At 65.6% G+C, this 16,856-nt stretch carries 22 protein-coding genes; 10 read left to right on the top strand and 12 right to left on the bottom strand.

The features are described 5' to 3' along the window. Positions 1-14 precede the first annotated feature (14 nt). From AB4Z16_RS14315 to AB4Z16_RS14305, 3 genes are all read left to right on the top strand, one after another. Positions 15-677, top strand: a complete 663-nt coding sequence (locus AB4Z16_RS14315) for a ribonuclease T2 family protein (RefSeq protein ID WP_441512217.1) — start codon at positions 15-17, stop codon at positions 675-677. A 64-nt stretch (positions 678-741) separates the two neighbouring features. Further along, positions 742-1,593: a 23S rRNA (adenine(2030)-N(6))-methyltransferase RlmJ gene (locus AB4Z16_RS14310; protein ID WP_441512022.1), complete on the top strand. Its 852-nt coding sequence runs from the start codon at positions 742-744 to the stop codon at positions 1,591-1,593. A gap of 29 nt (positions 1,594-1,622) precedes the next feature. Further along, complete coding sequence (locus tag AB4Z16_RS14305) at positions 1,623-2,225, top strand: glutathione S-transferase (RefSeq protein ID WP_441512021.1); 603 nt, start codon at positions 1,623-1,625, stop codon at positions 2,223-2,225. Between the two features lie 173 nt (positions 2,226-2,398). Here AB4Z16_RS14305 and AB4Z16_RS14300 read toward each other — a convergent pair whose 3' ends face one another. Then, positions 2,399-3,052 (bottom strand): outer membrane protein, encoded by a 654-nt coding sequence (locus AB4Z16_RS14300; RefSeq protein WP_441512020.1) that lies wholly within the window; start codon positions 3,050-3,052, stop codon positions 2,399-2,401. Between the two features lie 384 nt (positions 3,053-3,436). On the opposite strand from AB4Z16_RS14300, the gene AB4Z16_RS14295 reads away from it, so the two are divergent. Next, entirely contained in the window at positions 3,437-4,252 is an 816-nt protein-coding gene (locus AB4Z16_RS14295) for a glycosyltransferase family 2 protein (protein ID WP_441512019.1), read from the top strand. Continuing rightward, on the top strand, positions 4,245-4,991 hold the full coding sequence (locus AB4Z16_RS14290) for an SDR family oxidoreductase (RefSeq protein ID WP_441512018.1): 747 nt from the start codon (positions 4,245-4,247) through the stop codon (positions 4,989-4,991). Before AB4Z16_RS14295 ends, AB4Z16_RS14290 begins: the two co-directional genes overlap by 8 nt. A 3-nt stretch (positions 4,992-4,994) precedes the next feature. On the opposite strand, the gene AB4Z16_RS14285 is transcribed toward AB4Z16_RS14290, so the two are convergent. The 8 genes from AB4Z16_RS14285 to AB4Z16_RS14250 all read right to left on the bottom strand — a co-directional run bounded on the left by AB4Z16_RS14285 (position 4,995) and on the right by AB4Z16_RS14250 (position 11,261). Further along, positions 4,995-5,624 carry a 2-hydroxychromene-2-carboxylate isomerase gene (locus AB4Z16_RS14285; RefSeq protein WP_441512017.1) on the bottom strand — a complete coding sequence of 210 codons (630 nt, stop codon included), beginning with the start codon at positions 5,622-5,624 and terminating at the stop codon, positions 4,995-4,997. A 126-nt stretch (positions 5,625-5,750) separates the two neighbouring features. Beyond that, a complete protein-coding gene (locus AB4Z16_RS14280; RefSeq protein WP_441512016.1) occupies positions 5,751-6,035 on the bottom strand; it encodes a hypothetical protein in 285 nt (94 codons plus the stop codon). Positions 6,036-6,176: 141 nt separating this feature from the next. After that, a complete protein-coding gene (pgeF, locus tag AB4Z16_RS14275) occupies positions 6,177-6,941 on the bottom strand; it encodes a peptidoglycan editing factor PgeF (RefSeq protein WP_441512015.1) in 765 nt (254 codons plus the stop codon). Positions 6,942-6,985: 44 nt separating this feature from the next. Next, entirely contained in the window at positions 6,986-8,077 is a 1,092-nt protein-coding gene (locus tag AB4Z16_RS14270) for a class I SAM-dependent methyltransferase (RefSeq protein ID WP_441512014.1), read from the bottom strand. Next, on the bottom strand, positions 8,074-8,928 hold the full coding sequence (gene lgt, locus AB4Z16_RS14265; protein WP_441512013.1) for a prolipoprotein diacylglyceryl transferase: 855 nt from the start codon (positions 8,926-8,928) through the stop codon (positions 8,074-8,076). The genes AB4Z16_RS14270 and lgt overlap by 4 nt, the downstream gene beginning before the upstream one ends. 85 nt (positions 8,929-9,013) lie before the next feature. Then, on the bottom strand, positions 9,014-10,030 hold the full coding sequence (locus AB4Z16_RS14260; protein ID WP_441512012.1) for an NADP-dependent oxidoreductase: 1,017 nt from the start codon (positions 10,028-10,030) through the stop codon (positions 9,014-9,016). Positions 10,031-10,173: 143 nt separating this feature from the next. Further along, positions 10,174-10,746, bottom strand: a complete 573-nt coding sequence (locus AB4Z16_RS14255) for a chloramphenicol phosphotransferase CPT family protein (protein WP_441512011.1) — start codon at positions 10,744-10,746, stop codon at positions 10,174-10,176. Further along, a complete protein-coding gene (locus AB4Z16_RS14250; protein WP_441512010.1) occupies positions 10,743-11,261 on the bottom strand; it encodes a MarR family winged helix-turn-helix transcriptional regulator in 519 nt (172 codons plus the stop codon). The genes AB4Z16_RS14255 and AB4Z16_RS14250 overlap by 4 nt, the downstream gene beginning before the upstream one ends. Positions 11,262-11,391: 130 nt before the next feature. On the opposite strand from AB4Z16_RS14250, the gene AB4Z16_RS14245 reads away from it, so the two are divergent. Further along, entirely contained in the window at positions 11,392-11,739 is a 348-nt protein-coding gene (locus tag AB4Z16_RS14245; protein WP_441512009.1) for a cupin domain-containing protein, read from the top strand. Positions 11,740-11,918: 179 nt separating this feature from the next. Here AB4Z16_RS14245 and AB4Z16_RS14240 read toward each other — a convergent pair whose 3' ends face one another. From AB4Z16_RS14240 to AB4Z16_RS14230, 3 genes are all read right to left on the bottom strand, one after another. Then, a complete protein-coding gene (locus AB4Z16_RS14240; RefSeq protein ID WP_441512008.1) occupies positions 11,919-12,179 on the bottom strand; it encodes a transcriptional regulator in 261 nt (86 codons plus the stop codon). A gap of 41 nt (positions 12,180-12,220) precedes the next feature. Beyond that, positions 12,221-12,493, bottom strand: a complete 273-nt coding sequence (gene rpsU / locus AB4Z16_RS14235; RefSeq protein ID WP_441512007.1) for a 30S ribosomal protein S21 — start codon at positions 12,491-12,493, stop codon at positions 12,221-12,223. Positions 12,494-12,628: 135 nt separating this feature from the next. Then, a complete protein-coding gene (locus AB4Z16_RS14230; RefSeq protein WP_441469865.1) occupies positions 12,629-12,838 on the bottom strand; it encodes a cold-shock protein in 210 nt (69 codons plus the stop codon). Positions 12,839-13,190: 352 nt separating this feature from the next. Here AB4Z16_RS14230 and uvrC point away from each other — a divergent pair, with 352 nt between their 5' ends. The 4 genes from uvrC to AB4Z16_RS14210 all read left to right on the top strand — a co-directional run bounded on the left by uvrC (position 13,191) and on the right by AB4Z16_RS14210 (position 16,856). After that, on the top strand, positions 13,191-15,305 hold the full coding sequence (gene uvrC, locus AB4Z16_RS14225) for an excinuclease ABC subunit UvrC (RefSeq protein WP_441512216.1): 2,115 nt from the start codon (positions 13,191-13,193) through the stop codon (positions 15,303-15,305). Between the two features lie 171 nt (positions 15,306-15,476). After that, positions 15,477-16,097, top strand: coding sequence for a CDP-diacylglycerol--glycerol-3-phosphate 3-phosphatidyltransferase (gene pgsA, locus AB4Z16_RS14220; RefSeq protein WP_441512006.1), 621 nt, complete (start codon positions 15,477-15,479; stop codon positions 16,095-16,097). After that, the gene (gene moaD / locus AB4Z16_RS14215) at positions 16,094-16,384 is read left to right on the top strand and encodes a molybdopterin converting factor subunit 1 (protein ID WP_441512005.1); all 291 of its coding nucleotides are present in this window, start codon (positions 16,094-16,096) and stop codon (positions 16,382-16,384) included. The genes pgsA and moaD overlap by 4 nt, the downstream gene beginning before the upstream one ends. 7 nt (positions 16,385-16,391) lie before the next feature. Beyond that, on the top strand, positions 16,392-16,856 hold the full coding sequence (locus AB4Z16_RS14210) for a molybdenum cofactor biosynthesis protein MoaE (protein ID WP_441512004.1): 465 nt from the start codon (positions 16,392-16,394) through the stop codon (positions 16,854-16,856).

Here is a 16,856-nt window from a genome sequence, read left to right as displayed (position 1 = left end):
CAGGGCGCGCCATGATGAAGCGCCTCGCGCTCGTAGCCCTGTCGCTGCTTTGCTTCGGCGCCACCGCCTCCGCGCAGGGCTTCGGCTCGCGCGGCGGCACGCCGGGCGAGTTTGATTTCTACGTCCTGGCCCTGTCCTGGTCGCCCGGCTTCTGCGAACTCGATGGTGATCGCACCCGCAACCGTGAGCAGTGCGGCGAGAGCAGCGGCCTTCGCTTCGTCGTCCACGGCCTCTGGCCACAGAACGAGCGTGGCTACCCCAGCGATTGCGGGCCCGCCGGCCGTTCGCCCTCGCGGCTCGCGCTGAGCGAGGCGGATGGCTTGTTTCCGAGCGAAAGCCTTGCCCGCTACGAATGGCGCAAGCACGGCACCTGCAGCGGATCGAGCCCGGGCGATTATTTTCGCGATGTCCGCCGCGCCCGCGACAAGGTGGCTATTCCGCCGGCTCTCGCCAAGGTTGATCGCGACCAGAGCTGGACAGCGATCGATCTCGAGCGCGCTTTCGTCGCGGCCAATCCCGGCCTGCGCACCGACATGATGTCCGTCGCATGCAAGCGCGGCGTGCTGCAGGAAGTCCGAATCTGCTTGAGCAAGGATCTCCGCGAATTTCGCAGCTGCCAGCAGGTCGATCGTTCCGGTTGCCGCGCCCGCGAATTCACCGTCGTCGCACCGCGCTGAAAGCGGCTGTCGCGATGGCCTTTGCCGCTTTCAGGCGCGGGCCGCATGATCTACGAACGCAGCCATGAACTACCGCCACGGCTTCCATGCCGGAAACTTCGCCGATGTGCTCAAGCATGTCGTTCTCACGCGCGTCCTGCTGCATCTCGCCGCCAAGCCGACGCCCTATCGCATCATCGACACCCATGCCGGCAGCGGGCGCTACGACCTCGGCTCCGAGGAAGCGCTGCGGACGCATGAGTGGAAGGATGGCGTGGCGCGGCTCGACCAGTCGCCGCTCGCCCCCGCGGCCGAGGAATTGCTTGCCCCCTACCGTGCCGCGATTGCCGGCATCCGCGCTCTCTACGGAGCCGGCGCCTATCCGGGCTCGCCCTGGTTCTGCCGCAACCTCATGCGGCCCGAGGACCGGCTTATCGCAGCCGAGCTACATCCGCCGACCTATCAGAAGCTTGTCGAGGCGATCGGGCGCGACAGGCGTTGCAAGGCGCTGGCGATCGACGGCTGGACGGCACTCAGGGCCAATGTGCCGCCCAAGGAACGGCGCGGCCTCGTCCTGATCGACCCACCTTTCGAACAGAAGGACGAGTTTGCGACCCTCGCCGCCCAGTTCATCGCGGCCCACCGCAAATGGCCGACCGGCATCTACGCGCTCTGGTATCCGATCAAGGATCTCCGGGCTGTGGAGCGCATGGTGGAAGAGATCGTCGAGAGCGGAATCACCCGGATCCTGCGCCTGGAGATCGCGGTCGATCGGCCCGAAGCGGCAGGCGGCCTCGGCGCGACAGGTCTGTTGATCGTCAACCCGCCATGGCTGCTCGCCAAGGAAGCGGACATCCTGCTGCCGGCTCTGACCGAGCGCCTCGCGCAGGGGCCGCGACCGCGCTATCTCTGCGAAGCGATCCGCCCCGACGGCTGATCGCCCGCTCTTCCCGAAGGAATTCGCCGATGCTCGTCCTGCGCTCCTCCCCCGCCTCTCCCTTCGGCCGCAAGGTCAAGATGGCGGCCCTCGAACTCGGGCTGATGGACCGCATCGAAATCGTCGCAGCCGACACGACCGATCCGTCGGAGCCGCTGCGTCAGCAGAACCCGCTCGGCAAGATCCCGACGCTGATTCTGGAGGACGGCACGACGCTGTTCGATTCGCGGGTCATCCTCGACTATCTCGACCATATCTCCGGCGGCAGGCTCATCCCGGCCGGCCAGGAGCGTTTCCTGCAGCTCCGTCTGCAAGCGCTTGCCGACGGCATCGCCGACGCAGCCCTGCTCCAGGTCTATGAAGGCCGCTTCCGCCCAGAGGAAGGGCGCAACCCGAACTGGCTATCCCATCAGCAAGGCAAGGTTGCGCGCGGCCTCGCCGCGCTGGAGGCAGCGCCTCCCGCCTTCCCGGATCGCCCGCGCATCGGCGAGATCACCTTGGCCTGCGCGCTCGGCTATCTGGATCTGCGCTTCGCGGGAAAATGGCGTGCCGCTCATCCGGCGCTCGTCGCCTGGCTCGACGATTTCGCGGCCCGCGTCCCAGCCTTCGAGACCACGCGCTTCAAAGGCTGAACAGTTCGACCGACATCGGCCATCCCGATGCCTTGATCAATCCGGTCCGCCGGCAGTCAAAAGCTGCCGGCGTTTCCATGGCAGAAGCTGGGCGGAGTATCCGCCGGACCGCGACAACAAAAAAACCCGGTGGCCGAGGCCACCGGGTTCGTTCTGTCTCCGAGAGGAGAAGATCAGAACTTGTAGCTGAGGCGAGCGCGGACGACCGAGAAATCGGTGCCGACCTTGCCGGTGCCAGCCAGCGTGGTGACGTTCTTGTCGCCGAGGTCGACGTAGAGGTACTCGACGCCAGCGATCAGGTTGTTGGTGAAGGCGTACTCGAGACCACCACCGAGGGCCCAGCCGCCGGTGTGGGTGCGGTCGGACGAGAAGCCGATGCCCGGGATCGAGGTCTTCACGTTGCCATAGGCCCAGCCGCCGGTGATGTAGGGCATGAACCGGTCGAAGGCGACGCCGAGGCGAGCACGGACGGTGCCGAAGTACTCGGTCTTGACGCTGGCGCCGAAGAAGTTGCCACCGGTGCTGAGGTCAGCGCCCTGGATGTCAGCTTCCGCGCCGACCACGAACTGGCCGATCTGGTAGTTGTAGCCGACCTGACCACCGCCGACGAAGCCGTCGAGGTTGCCGATGTTGTTGAAGCCGTTGCTGTTCACGTTGCCCCAGCCGTAGCCGGCGTTGGCACCGATGTAGAAGCCGGTCCAGGTGAAGACGGGAACGTAAACCGGAGCAGCGACCGGGCCCTTGCGGGACGGCAGGTCGGCAGCCGAGGCAGCGCCAGCGGCGACAATGCCGAGCGCGGCGACGCTCGCAAGCAGATACTTCTTCATGATAAACTCCTTAGTCGTCGCAAGCGCCGGACAGGCCGGCAGGTGATTTCGATGAACCCTTTATAAGACAGGGGCCACGGCTTTGTCTGTTGCATCGGAAGCACATCTGTCGTGCAGACCGCGGCAGAAATGCGGCACGAATGCGATGACTGCACGCAAATAGGTAAATACAGGTTAACCACGCTCATAGGAATAGGCATGCTAGATCGAATACTAATAACACGCTAGCCCCGCTCGCTGACGGGAACGGGTCCGGGCGACGAACGCAGGCCGCAGGTTAAGGTTCCACAATTTCAACGAGATCTGCCCAGGGCTTCAGGCACTAAACTTGCCGCACCGGACTGGACATGCTTAAGCCGTGGAATCTCAAGAAGTGACGGAACCGTGCCTCCTCTCTCGATTTTCCTCATCGCACTGAATGAAGTGGACCGCATCGGGCGCACCATCGAAGCCGCCCGCGCGCTCAGCGACGACATCGTGCTGGTCGACTCCGGTTCGACCGATGGGACTCAGGCCCTGGCGGAATCGCTCGGCGCCCGCGTGATCTTCAATCCCTGGCCGGGCTACGGCCAGCAGAAGCGCTTCGCGGAAGAACAGTGCCGTCACGATTGGCTCCTCAACGTCGATGCCGACGAAGTGCTGCCACCGGATCTCGTGGCCGAGATTTCCGCGCTTTTTGCCAGCGGCCCACCGCCAGCCGACGCCTACAAGATCCGCATCGCCGAGATCTTCCCTGGCGAGAAGGCGCCGCATCGCTTCGCCTATGCGCTCGCCCCCGTGCGGCTCTATCGCAAGAGCTGGGGCCGCTATTCGCTTTCGCCTGTGCACGACCGCGTCGATCTGCTGCCCGGCACCAAGGTCGGACGGCTGAAGGGTACGATCCACCACTTCTCCGTCCGGTCGCTGGGCGAGCAGATGGAAAAACTCAATGCCTACAGCGATGCCCAGGCGGATGATCTCGACGCCCGCGGCGAGACGCTCTCGGCATTCAGGCTCCTGGCCGAATTTCCCGCCAATTTCGTCAAGGCCTATATCGGCCGCCGCCATGCGCTGCGCGGCGTCTACGGCTTCATGACCGCGATGAATTATGCGTTCTATCGCTATCTGCGCGCTGCCAAGCATTGGGAGCGTCGGTTGCAACGGCGCTCTTCCGTCAAGGGCGTGGTGACGCCCGGCGACCGGCCCTCCTCGGATGACTGAAGTCGCGCTGGTCACGGGCGGTGCGAGGCGTATCGGCCGCGCGATCGTCACGCGACTGGCGCAAGCCGGCTACGCAGTCGCGATCCACCACGGTGACAGTCGCGATGAGGCCGAAGCCCTGGCCGCCGAACTCCGCGGCGCCGGTTCCGCCTGCTGCACCCTCGCCGCCGATCTCGCCGATACGCAGGCCGTGTCTGCCTTGATTCCGGCAGCTGCGGAGGCGCTGGGGCCGGTCACGCTGCTGGTCAACAGCGCCGCGAGCTTCGTCGACGACGATGTCCGCTCGCTCGACGTCGCAGCCTGGGATCGCCAGTTCGCGGTCAATCTGCGCGCGCCCTCGCTGTTGATTGGGGCCTTGGCGACACATTTGCCGGAGCAAGCGGGCGGAGCGGTCGTCAATATCGTCGACCAGCGCGTCTGGAAGCTGACGCCGCAGTATTACTCGTACACGCTGACCAAGGCCGCCCTGCTCACCGCGACGCGAACCCTGGCGCAGGCGCTCGCACCGCGGATTCGCGTCAATGCGGTCGGCCCCGGCCCGACCTTTCCCAACGCCTATGACGGCCCCGAGCTGATGGAACAGGAGGCGGCAGCGACCTTGCTCGGCCACAAGGTCTCCCCGGGCGAGATCGCCGAGGCCGTTCTCTACCTGGCTCGGGCGCGCTCGGTAACCGGCCAGATGATCGCGGTCGATGCCGGCCAACATCTCGGCTGGCGCACGCCCGATATCGTCGGCTGATTCTCAGGCTTCGCTGTCGGGCCGATAGGGAGCACGTCCGCTCGCCAGTGCCGAATCGAGCAGTTCGAGCCGATCCTGCCCCCAGAACACCTCGCCATCGAGCACATAGCTCGGTGCCCCGAAGACACCGGCCTCGACGGCCTGACCCAGCGCGGCCTCGTAGCGTTGCCGGATCGGCGGGCTGTCGGCCGCGGCGAGCAGAGCCAGCCCGTCGAGCCCCGCTCGGTTCGCGCAAGCCAGAAGCGCTTCAGGGCGGCCCATGTCTTCGTCGCGTGCCCAGACGCCCGCCATCACATCGCTGATGAAGGCAAAAGGATCGCCGCCACCAGCCGGAATCGCGGTCGTCATCCGGTCGGCCAAGGACGGATCGAAGGGAAAATGCTTGGGCTGAAGCACGAGCGGCAGGCCGCGCCGCTCACGCCAGCGCTGAAGATCGACCAACCTGTAGTGTTGCCGCACGGGATGCCGTTTCGGCAGTGGCAGCCCGCCCGTCTCGTTGAACACTGAGCGCAAGGGCATCGGCCGGTAATCGATCGTGCAGCCATGCCGGCGCGCAATGTCGTGGAAGGTCGCGTTGCCCAGATAGGTCCAAGGCGAGTGAAGCGAGAAGTAATAGGTGATCGAGCGGGACAAGGCGGCCTCCGAGACTTCTTCCGGGCGCAGCATCCCCGCCCCCCGTGCCACTCGCAAGTCCGTACCCTTGCAGGACATGCAGCCCGGCTCCGCGGGAAGCCGGGCTGCCGTATTCGCGGACCGCTGTCAGGCTGCCCTGTTCTTGAGCGCGCCGATGATCGCGGTCAGGACGGCGCCGCCCGCGCCGCCCGCGATCAGGTTCGTCAGGACCCCGCCAACGCTGAGATTGCCACCCTGTGCAGCCGCGCTGATCGCGGGCAGCACGAGCGGGACGAGCTGGCCGAGCACGCCGCCGCCTACCAGCCCGGAAATCGTATTGCCCAATGTCCCGAGATCGAAGCTGGGACTGGTCTTGCCGGCGGCATTCCCCCCGATCGCACCGGCGATCAGGTTCATCAGAATCTGTTCCATCTCGGCCCCCGCATGTGAATGCATCGCCCGAAGAACGTCTGTGAGCCGGGGAAGCGATGCATTCCCACCAGCCTGCAGCGACGATGACTCCGCTTGCGGGCCGCGACAAGCGCTATGACCGTTCCGTCGGCAGTTTCCCGTTCAGTCGAGCACGATCGCCGAAATCAGGCGGCCGTAATCGGGTTCGCCGCGATGGGTGGTGCGCCGATAGCTGAAGAAGTGCTTCTCGTCGCCATAGGTGCACAGGCCCATATCGACGAATCGGCCGATTCCCGCCTCCTGCGCCTTGAGCGTGATGAAAGCCGGGAGGTCGAACAGCGCATGGGCCGGCCGCTCGGACGGCGTGAAGAAGCGCGCATAGGTCCGGTTCTCGGCCTTGAAGCGCTCGATGAATTCCGGCCCCACCTCATAGGCCCTTGCGCTGATGGTCGGCCCAAGCACGGCCGTGACACGCTCTCGCCGTGCGCCGAGCTTCTCCATCGCGGTCACTGTCGCGCCGACGATGCCGGTGAACGCCCCCTTCCAGCCGGCATGGGCGGCGCCCACCACCCGCGCCTCGCTGTCCGCGAAGAGGATCGGCCCGCAATCGGCCGTGCTGACGCCGAGCGCGACATGCGATGCGGTCGTCACCATCGCATCGGCCTTCGGGCGCTCCCCCGGCCAGGGCCCGGTGACGACCTCCACATCGGCGGAATGCACCTGGTAGAGGCTGACGAGATGTGCCGGCTCGACCGCGAGGTGCTGCGCCATCCGCATCCGGTTCTCCGCGATCGCGGATGGATCGTCCGAAGAGCCCAGCCCGCCGTTCAAGGAAGCATAGATCCCGGTCGAGACGCCGCCTTCGCGGGTGAAGAAGGCGTGGCGGATGCCGGGCTCTCCGGCGAGTTCGCGGGCGGTGATGAACATGGTTCGAGTCCGGTTTGAGCGAAGGCGCTGGAGGCTCGCTGAAGTCAGCCCTGATCTGGCAGTCGATGAAGGTCAAATCCGGGCAAGGGCGGCAGGTTCCGCTGCGATAGCGCGAGAACCTTGAACAAATCGGCCATGCCGGTCTCGCCGGGTTCGATCAACCGGTCGAAGGCGGCGGAGATCGCCCCGCGCTGGGCGGCATCGGCCTTGAGCGACAGTGCCTGCGCCCGCTGCGGAAGTCCCAACGCCAACAGGAAATCGCGCTGGCTCGCGGGGCCGTGCAGCGCCGCCCCCGCCTTGAGCGCGACCTGCCCCATCCGCTCGAAATCGACATGGACGGTGAGGTCGGCCTCCCCCGGCTCAGCCAGCGGATCGACGAATCCATGCCGTTTCATCGCCTGCAGCGTATCGCCGAAGCCGGAGCGCGCCGAGCCATAATCGACGAAGAGCGCCGCGCCGCCCTCCGCCGCGACATGGCCGGCGACCTGTGCGACGATGTCGAGCGCGAGCGTCGGCTGCTCGAAAACCGTTCCGGCTGGAGCGGAGACGTTCAAAGCACCCTCCATCTCCGCAGCCAGACCGAAAGCCAGATTGCCTGTAGTATCCAGCCCCACGAGCCGCTCGCGCCAGCCTTCGGGCGTCATCACGAACTGGTCGAGCGGCAGCGCGTCGAGAAATTCGTTGGCGACGATGATCGCGGGGCCGGACAGCGCCTGGGCGACCGTGTCATGCCAGACCGGTTCGCTTCCCATCAGCGTCGCCGCCTGACGCTGGCGCAGGGCCGGGCTGGTTTCGACGAGATGGACCGAGGCCGCCTCGTGGAAGCCGGGCACGATCCGCGTCGCGCGTAGCATGTCGGCCATCAACGTGCCGCGCCCCGGGCCGAGCTCGACGAGGCGCAGCCGCGCGGGCGCGCCCATCGCCTGCCAGAGATGGGCGGCCCATAGCCCGATCAACTCGCCGAACATCTGGCTGATCTCGGGCGCCGTGGTGAAATCCCCGTCCTGTCCGAAGGGGTCGCGCGTCATGTAGTAGCCATGACGGGGATGGCCGAGCGCCAGCGCCATATAGCGGCCGATGCCGATCGGCCCCTCCTGCCGGATCAAATCGACGATCTCTGCCTTGAGCGCGCTCACGCACGCACCTCGCCCGGCGCGGCGTTCCGGCTGCGCAGCACGAGCCAGAGCCCGGCAAAGAACACCGGCAGCGACAGCAGCATGCCCATGGTGATGCCGCCGGAGAGCGCATTGACCGAGGTGCCGAACAGGAAGCCGAGCTGTGCGTCGGGCTCGCGGAAGAACTCGCAGACGATACGGGCGAGCGCATAGCCCATGCCGAAGATGCCGGCGACGAGTCCCGGCCGCCTGAAGCCGCCGAAGCGGACGACGAGATTCACCAGGATGAAGAGCAGCAGGCCTTCGCCGAGCGCCTCATAGAGCTGGCTCGGATGGCGCGGCACCGGCCCGCCATTGGGAAATATCATCGCATAGGGAAAGTCCGGCGCCGGCCGCCCCCAGAGCTCGCCATTGATGAAATTGGCGATGCGGCCGAGGAAAAGCCCGATCGGCACCACCGCAGCGGCCAGATCGAACACCGACAGCGCCGGATAGCCACGCCGCTTCGCGAACAGCCACAGGCCCAGTGTCGCGCCGATCAAACCGCCATGGAAGGACATGCCGCCCTGCCAGATCGCGAGGATATCCTGCGGGCGCTCGAGATAGCGGGGCAGATCGTAGAACAGCACGAAGCCGATGCGCCCGCCCAGCACGACGCCGAAGGCGACGAAGAGCAGCATATCGTCAAGCTCGACCGGCTGCGGCCGCGCCCGTCCGCCCCAGAGCCCGTCGGAAGCGACAAGGCGGCGCGCATACCACCAGCCGCCGAGGAGGCCGACGACATAGGCCAGCCCATACCATTTGATCGCGAGCGGCCCGATCTGAACCGCGACGGGATCGATCATCGGGAAAGGGATGGCGAAGACGGGCATGACCAATATCCGGCGGCGGGGGCACGGTGATGGCCGCGCGCCCGCTCAATGGTCAAGGAAAAAGGCTTGCCCGTGGCACGCTGCCTCAGAGCTTGACGATCATCTTGCCGAAGTTCCTGCCCTCGAGCAGGCCGATGAAGGCCTCGGGTGCGTTCTCCAGCCCCTCGACGATGTCTTCCTTGTACTTGACCGCGCCTTCCCCGATCCAGCGCGCCATCTCCTCGCGGAAAACCGGGGCCTGGGCGATGAATTCGCGTTGAATGAAGCCGCGGATCGTCAGGCTCTTGGATAGCACCTGGCGCATCAGCACCGGCAGCCGGTCCGGCCCCGGAAAATCGCCAGTCGCATTGTACTGAGCAACGAGACCGCAGACCGGGATGCGGGCGAAGGTGTTGAGCAGCGGAAAGACGGCATCCCAGACATGGCCGCCAACATTCTCGAAATAGACGTCGATTCCGTCCGGGCAGGCAGCCGCGAGCTTCCCGGCCATGTCGGGATCGCGATGGTCGATGACCGCGTCGAAGCCGAATGTCTCGCGCACGAAGGCGCATTTTTCGGGTCCGCCGGCGATGCCGACCGCCCGCGCTCCTTTGATCCGCGCGATCTGCCCCACTGCCGAGCCCACGGGCCCGCTCGCCGCCGCGACGACGACGGTCTCGCCCGGCTTGGGCTGGCCGATGGTGAGTAGCCCGGCATAGGCGGTGAAGCCGGGCATGCCGAGCACGCCGAGCGCCGTCGTCACCGGCGCGCTCTTCGGATCGAGCTTGCGCAGTTGCGAACCGTTCGCCACCGCATGGGACTGCCAGCCGGAATAGGACAGCACGAGGTCGCCGCGCCTGAAGGCAGGATCGCGGCTTTCGAGCACCTCGGCGACGGTACCGCCCTCCATCACCTGCCCGATCTCGGTCGGAGCGGCATAGGACTTCGCCGCGCTCATTCGCCCGCGCATATAGGGGTCGAGCGAGAGATACCGGACCTTGAGCAGCACCTGCCCTTCGGCGATCGCCGGGATGGCCGCATGCTCCGCCCGGAAATTCTGCGGGCTGGGGCGCCCTTCCGGGCGGGAGGCGAGAACGATCCGAACACTGTCAGACTGGGACATGAGCTTCGATCCTTGATGAATGCGCGGCATGGGCCGGGCTTTCCCCATATTGGGCCGGCCTTGCGTCTGCGACAGCCCCGGATCTGCATTCCGAGGCGAGACAAGCGCATCTGCGGCACGGCGAGATCATGCCCGAACCGCCTTCACCCTCGATCGCGACGCTCCCTCAGCCGATCGAAGGCCGATGGCCGCGACCGCCCGCGCCACGCCGCGATGACGACATCGGCATTGGCCTGCATGTCCTGCGTCCCGTCCACGTCGAGATCATAGAGGCAGTAGGAGTGGATGCGGAAATAGTCGCGCCGCGCATCGCCGACCGGCCGGTCGCCCCGCGCCAGCTCGCGGCGCTCCAGCTCGGCAAGCTCGCAATGGACGCCGACGAAGAAGACGTCCTGCCCGGCGAGCGTATCGGCGAGCCTGAGCAGCCAGGCCTCGCTCTCCATGATGTGCTCGACGATGAGATCGCTGCCAGCTTCGACATAAGCCAGCAGCGAGCGCTCGAAGCCGAGGAAGAAAGCCTCCCGCATCCTCCGCCAGTCGAACTCGCCGCTCTTGATCCGCGCCGTCGGCAATACGCCGGAGTCGCGGAGATGGTCGATCGAAATATGCCAGAACGGGGCGCCGATCCGGCCCTGCAGCGCCCGCGCCAGCGAGGATTTGCCGCTGCTCGACGCGCCGTTGAACAGGATGATGCGGCCGGATTTGAACGGCATCATGTCTCGGTCGCCGGCATCGCATCGCTTTCGAGTGTCGCCAGCAGCTCTTTGAGGAGTTCCGCCAGAGCCGTTCGTTTGGGAGGGCTGAGGCTTTCGAGAAACTGTGCCTCGCTCGCCATATCGGCGCGAAGCGCCTCCTCGGCTCGCTGGAAGCCTTGTTCAGTCAGGACGACGAGGACGCTTCGCCCATCCTCCGACGATTTCTCGCGGCGCACCAGCCCGGCCTTTTCCAGCCGCCCCAGCCGGTGCGTCAGCCCGCCGGAGGTAATCATCAGGGAACGATAGAGCGCCGTCGGCGTGAGCCGATAAGGCGGCCCGCTGCGGCGCAGGGTACTGATAACGTCGAACTCGCCGCGATCGAGCCCAAAGCCCGCGAAGGTCTCCTCGATGCTGGGACGAACGAGATTGGACAGGCGATACGCCCGCCCCAGGATCGCCGTGGGCGTCGTGTCGAGATCCGGCAATTCGCGGGCCCATTGAGCCCTGACGCGCTCGACATGGTCCATCTTCGTCATCGCTCGCCCCACACGCGCTTCGTCCCCTCATCTGCCTTGGCCCGGCTCCCGCGCCAAGAGATATCTTGACGAGAAGATATATTCAGCCCAACTATCTTTGTGCAAAGATAACTGAAGGAGTGTGATGCCGATGATGATCGACAGCAACGCCCTGCGCAGCGGCACAAGCCGCACTGCCCGGTTCGAACGCGGCAGCTACGGTTCGCAGGTGTCGTTTTTCCTGATCGACAACGAGCCCGGGCAGGGACCGGGCCTGCATGTTCATCCCTATTCGGAGACTTGGGTGATCCGGTCCGGCGAAGCAGAGTTCACCCTCGGGACGGAAAAATTGCGAGCTGGCGCTGGCACGATCGTGGTCGGGCCGGCCGGCGTTCCGCACAAATTCGTCAACATCGGAACGGGGCGGCTCGAGCTGGTCTGCATCCACGCCAACGAGGCGATCGTTCAGGAGTGGATCGACGACGATGCCGCGGCTTGAACGCGCCCTGGCACAGGTCGCGGCGAAACGAGATGCGGCGGCTCACCGCCTTCGTCAGGGCCGGCGCCGCTTCGACAGTGGCAATGGCCGCCACTCGACGGACAGATGATGCGAGCGAGCTCTTGAGAGCGCCATATCGTGATGGCTGCCCTGCCGGGATATCCTCCCAGCCAAGCGTGTCAGAGCGGCTTGGCCGCAGCTCGGCGCGGGCGCTTCACCGCCGCAGCGCTGCGCGGCGCCTTCGCCTTGGCCGCAGCTTCCTCGGCGTCTCTTGCAAGTCGCAGGGCTCTCAACTTCTCGGTCTTCAGGCGCGTCTGGCTGGATTGGTCCTCAAGCGCCTGCCACGCAACAAGCGTATCTCGCTTGCGTTGCTCGGTCGTCTCGAAAGCCGCCTGCGCCCGGGCCTTGATCTCGTCCAGCTTCATGTTCCGACTAGACATGGGAAACTCCTTCTCGGCAGGCGACAGCTGATCGATGCTGATCAGATGGAAGGCGGACGCGGCGCTCCGCTACGTGCCTTGCCGACGGGCAGCTTGCGCTTCGGCGCCGGCAGCAGCCCTTCGCGCTGCGCTTGCTTGCGCGCGGCCTTCTTGGCGCGGCGAACGGCCTCGCCTTTTTCTCGGGCGCGGCGCTCGGACGGCTTCTCATAGGCGCGGCGCTGCTTCATTTCGCGAAACACGCCTTCGCGCTGCAGCTTCTTCTTCAGGACACGAAGCGCCTGCTCGACATTGTTGTCCCGAACGAGAACTTGCATGACTACCCTTTCCAAAAAACACAAAGGGTCGGGCTAGCTGATCCCGACCCCTTACTCACCGTTGCCGAGAAACGTATCGTCGTGGCCTGGTATACCCGTGACCCCTCAAATCGCCGTTGCTCGCGCCTCTAGCGGCTACTCGGCGCGCAGATTATCGGCCGAGCTCTTGCCGGACCGCTTGTCCTGGACCAGCTCATACGAAATCTTCTGACCTTCACGTAGATCGCGCAGACCTGCGCGCTCTACCGCGCTGATATGGACGAACACGTCCTGTCCACCATCGTCAGGCTGAATGAAACCAAAACCCTTGGTCGCATTGAACCACTTAACTGAACCCGAAGCCATCGGCGCCTCCCGCAAGCGCGCTTATTCAAGCCGCATGGGTCACATGCAGCGGCGAATTCGATAAAAGGAAGAAATCATCAGCGTGTCGCGCTCACAAGGCGCGAATGGCCAAGTCATCAGGCCTAAATCGAGATTAACGAATAGAACGCGATCAACATGATGTCAAACCGAGATCAGATCGACGGGCGAATGAAAACGCCCCCTGCCCGCGGCGCGACGAAAGACAACGTTGAGAAACCATCGCCGATTTCGCTCGACGTTAAGCGGAGCGCGGGCCGCCGCTGTCGGAGCACAGCCATCCCCGTGCCGCTCCTGACATGACGAAGCCGCTGCGACATCCTACATGAACATCATGAATCGCGAACGTCAGGACGATCTGCCCCAAGACGAGTTCGATGACGAGGAGGATGCACTCCCCGTCGAGCCGACACCCGATCTTGCGGAGGCTGCGCCCGGCGCGCTCAAGGCCGGCATCGAGATCATCCAGCAATTCGCTAGGCATCTTCCGAACAAGCCCGGCGTCTACCGGATGTTCGACCGTGCGGGCGAGGTGCTCTATGTCGGCAAGGCCAAGAGCCTGAAGAACCGCGTGACCTCCTATGCCCGCGGCATGGCGCACACCAACGCCGTGGCGCGCATGATCGCCGAGACGGCGAATATGGAGTTCGTTACCACCGGCACAGAGACCGAGGCGCTGCTGCTCGAGTCGAACCTGATCAAGCAGCTCAGGCCGCGCTACAACGTGCTGCTGCGCGACGACAAGTCGTTCCCCTACATCCTGCTGACCGGCGACCACGACGCGCCCGCGATCCTGAAGCACCGCGGCTCGCGCCAGCGCAAGGGCGATTATTTCGGCCCCTTCGCCTCGGTCTGGGCGGTGACGCGCACCATCGACGCGTTGCAGAAGGCCTTCCTGATCCGCACCTGCTCGGATTCCTTCTACGAGAACCGCACGCGCCCCTGCCTGCTCTTCCAGATCAAGCGCTGCGCCGGCCCCTGTACAGGCGAGATCTCGATCCCCGATTATCAGGCGCTGGTCGGCCAGGCCCGCGACTTCCTCTCCGGCCGCTCCTCCGCCGTGAAACAGTTGCTCTCGGCGCGGATGCAGGAGGCTGCCGAGGAACTCGAATTCGAGAAGGCCGCACGCTACCGCGACCGCCTTGCCGCGCTCTCGGCCGTGCAGGCCGGGCAGGACATCAACACGCAAGGCGTGGAAGAGGCCGATGTCTTCGCCATCGACGAACAGGCCGGGCATTTCTGCGTCGAGATCTTCTTCTTCCGCAACCACCAGAACTGGGGCAACCGCGCCCTGTTCCCACGCGCCGACCGCTCGCTGACCCCGGCCGAGGTGCTGGCCTCGGTCGTCGCCCAGTTCTACGACGACAAGCCGCCGCCGCGCCTCGTGCTGCTCTCGCACCCGGTCGAGGAGATCGAACTGATCGGCCAAGCGCTCTCGGCCCGCGCCGGCCGCAAGGTCGAGGTCGCCCATCCCAAGCGCGGCGAACGGGCCGACCTGATGGCCCATGCCGTCAAGAACGCCCGCGAGGCGCTTTCCCGCAAGCTCGCCGAGAATGCAGGGCAGCAATCGCTGCTCGCCGCGCTTGGCGCCGCCTTCGGCATGGAGACCCCGCCGCGCCGGGTCGAGGTCTACGACAACTCGCACATCATGGGCACGAACGCGGTCGGGGGCATGATCGTTGCCGGACCGGACGGGTTCATGAAGAGCCACTACCGCACCTTCAACATCTCGACCGACACCATCGCCGGCGACGATTTCGGCATGATGCGGGAGGTGCTGACACGCCGGTTCTCGAGGCTCGCGAAGGAGGAAGGCATTTCTCTGAGCCCTCATCCTGAGGAGGCCGCGGATGCGGCCGTGTCGAAGGATGCTCCAGAGAGTGATGGAACCTCCGCGACCATCCTTCGAGACGCGCCTGATGGCGCTCCTCAGGATGAGGGCTCGCCGAAGAAGCCCCGCAAGGCGCCGAAGCCGCGCAAGGACGAGGACGGCTTCCCATCCCGTCCCGATCTCGTCATCGTCGATGGCGGCAAGGGACAGTTCTCCGCAGCGCTCAAGATCATGAAGGAGCTCGGCGCCGCCGACATCCCGCTCGTTGCCATCGCCAAGGGGGAAGACCGCAATGCCATGCGCGAAACCTTCCACATGGCTGGTCGCGAGCCCTTCAAGCTGCAGCCGCGCGATCCCGCGCTCTATTTCATCCAGCGCCTGCGCGACGAGGCGCATCGCTTCGCCATCGGCACCCACCGCGCCAAGCGCAAGCGCGAGACCATGAAGAACCCGCTCGACGAGATTCCCGGCATCGGCCCCTCGCGCAAGCGCGCGCTGCTGCTGCATTTCGGCACGGTGAAGGCGATCCAGCGGGCCAAGCTCGACGACCTCATGCGCACACCCGGCGTCAATGCGGCCACGGCCAAGGCCGTGCATAATTTCTTTCACGATGCGTAGAGCATCACGCGAGAATGCGCTAACCGGTCTTTCGGAGGCACAATGCCCCAGATTTCCGCAATCGAGCCCGCTTTTCGCATTCGGACGGCCCTCGTCGAATGCGACATGGTCTATAACTTCCGCCACATTCACGCTGTTGCGTGTTGACGCTGCCGCAGCGGCCTTGCTTTGGTGCTCGACGTGACGATTCTTCCTGACGCCATCAGGCGGCGCGGCCCGTGGTCGCTGCCCAACCTCCTCACCTACGGGCGGATCCTGGCGATCCCGGCCTTGGTGGCGATTCTGTTCTGGCCGCGCGACGACTGGATGCGCTGGCTCGCTTTGGCGATCTACACCCTCGCGGCGATCACCGACTATTTCGACGGCTACATCGCCCGCGCCTGGAGCCAGCAATCGGCCATCGGCCGCATGCTCGATCCGATTGCCGACAAGCTCCTCGTCGCCGCCCTGCTGCTGATGCTCGTCTATACCGGCCAGATCGAGGGCTGGACGCTATGGGCCGCGATCGTGATCCTCTGCCGCGAGATTCTCGTCTCGGGGCTGCGCGAGTTCCTGGCCGATCTCAAAGTGAGCGTCCCCGTCAGCAAGGTCGCGAAGTGGAAGACGACGGCGCAGCTCTTCGCGCTCGGCTTCCTCATTGCCGGCCCGGCCGGCGACAAGGTCCTGCCGGGGAATACCCAGATCGGGATCGTGCTGCTCTGGGCGGCTGCGGGTCTGACGATCTATACCGGCTGGGATTATTTCAACGCCGGCATCCGTCACCTCGTCGAGCAGGACGAGCGCATGCCATGAATGCCGTCGCCGCCACCACCGCTGCGCCCCGCCGCGTAAAGCTCGTCTATTTCGCCTGGGTGCGCGAACGCGTCGGCCTGCCGGAAGAAACGCTCGATATCCCCGCCGACCTCGCCACTGTCGCCGATCTCGTGCGCTGGCTGAAGGCGCGCGGCGAGAACTACGAGGCCGCTTTCACCAACGAGGCCGTGGTGCGAGCCGCGCTCGATCAGGTTCACACCAAGCCGCAAAGCCCGCTTGGCAACGCCCGCGAGATAGCCTTCTTTCCGCCGATGACCGGCGGCTGAGGCCGCCATGACACTCCTTATCCGTATCCAGCGCGAGGATTTCGAGCTTTCGGACGAGATCGCAGCGCTCAGCCACGGCCGTGCGGACATCGGTGCCGTCGTCTCCTTCATTGGGCTTTGCCGCGATGAATCCGGCGCGCTCGCCGCGCTGGAGCTGGAGCACTATCCCGGCATGGCCGAGGCTGAGATCGGCCGTGTCGCGGCCGAGGCCGCAGCGCGCTGGCCGCTCATGGGGCTCGTCGCGATCCACCGCTACGGCTTGATCCGGCCAGGCGAGCAGATCGTGCTGGTGCTCGCAGCATCGGCCCATCGGCGCGCCGCCTTCGAGGCCGCCGACTTCATGATGGACTACCTCAAGACACGCGCGCCCTTCTGGAAGCGCGAACACCGCGCGGACGGCACGCTCGGCGGCTGGATCGAGGCCAAGACGGATGACGACGATGCGGCGAGACGCTGGGAAGAAGCGCCCTGA

The sequence above is a fragment of the Allobosea sp. TAF32 genome (assembly GCF_052113585.1).
Taxonomy (GTDB): Bacteria; Pseudomonadota; Alphaproteobacteria; order Rhizobiales; family Beijerinckiaceae; genus Allobosea.
This window is presented reverse-complemented; position numbering and strand designations above follow the sequence as displayed.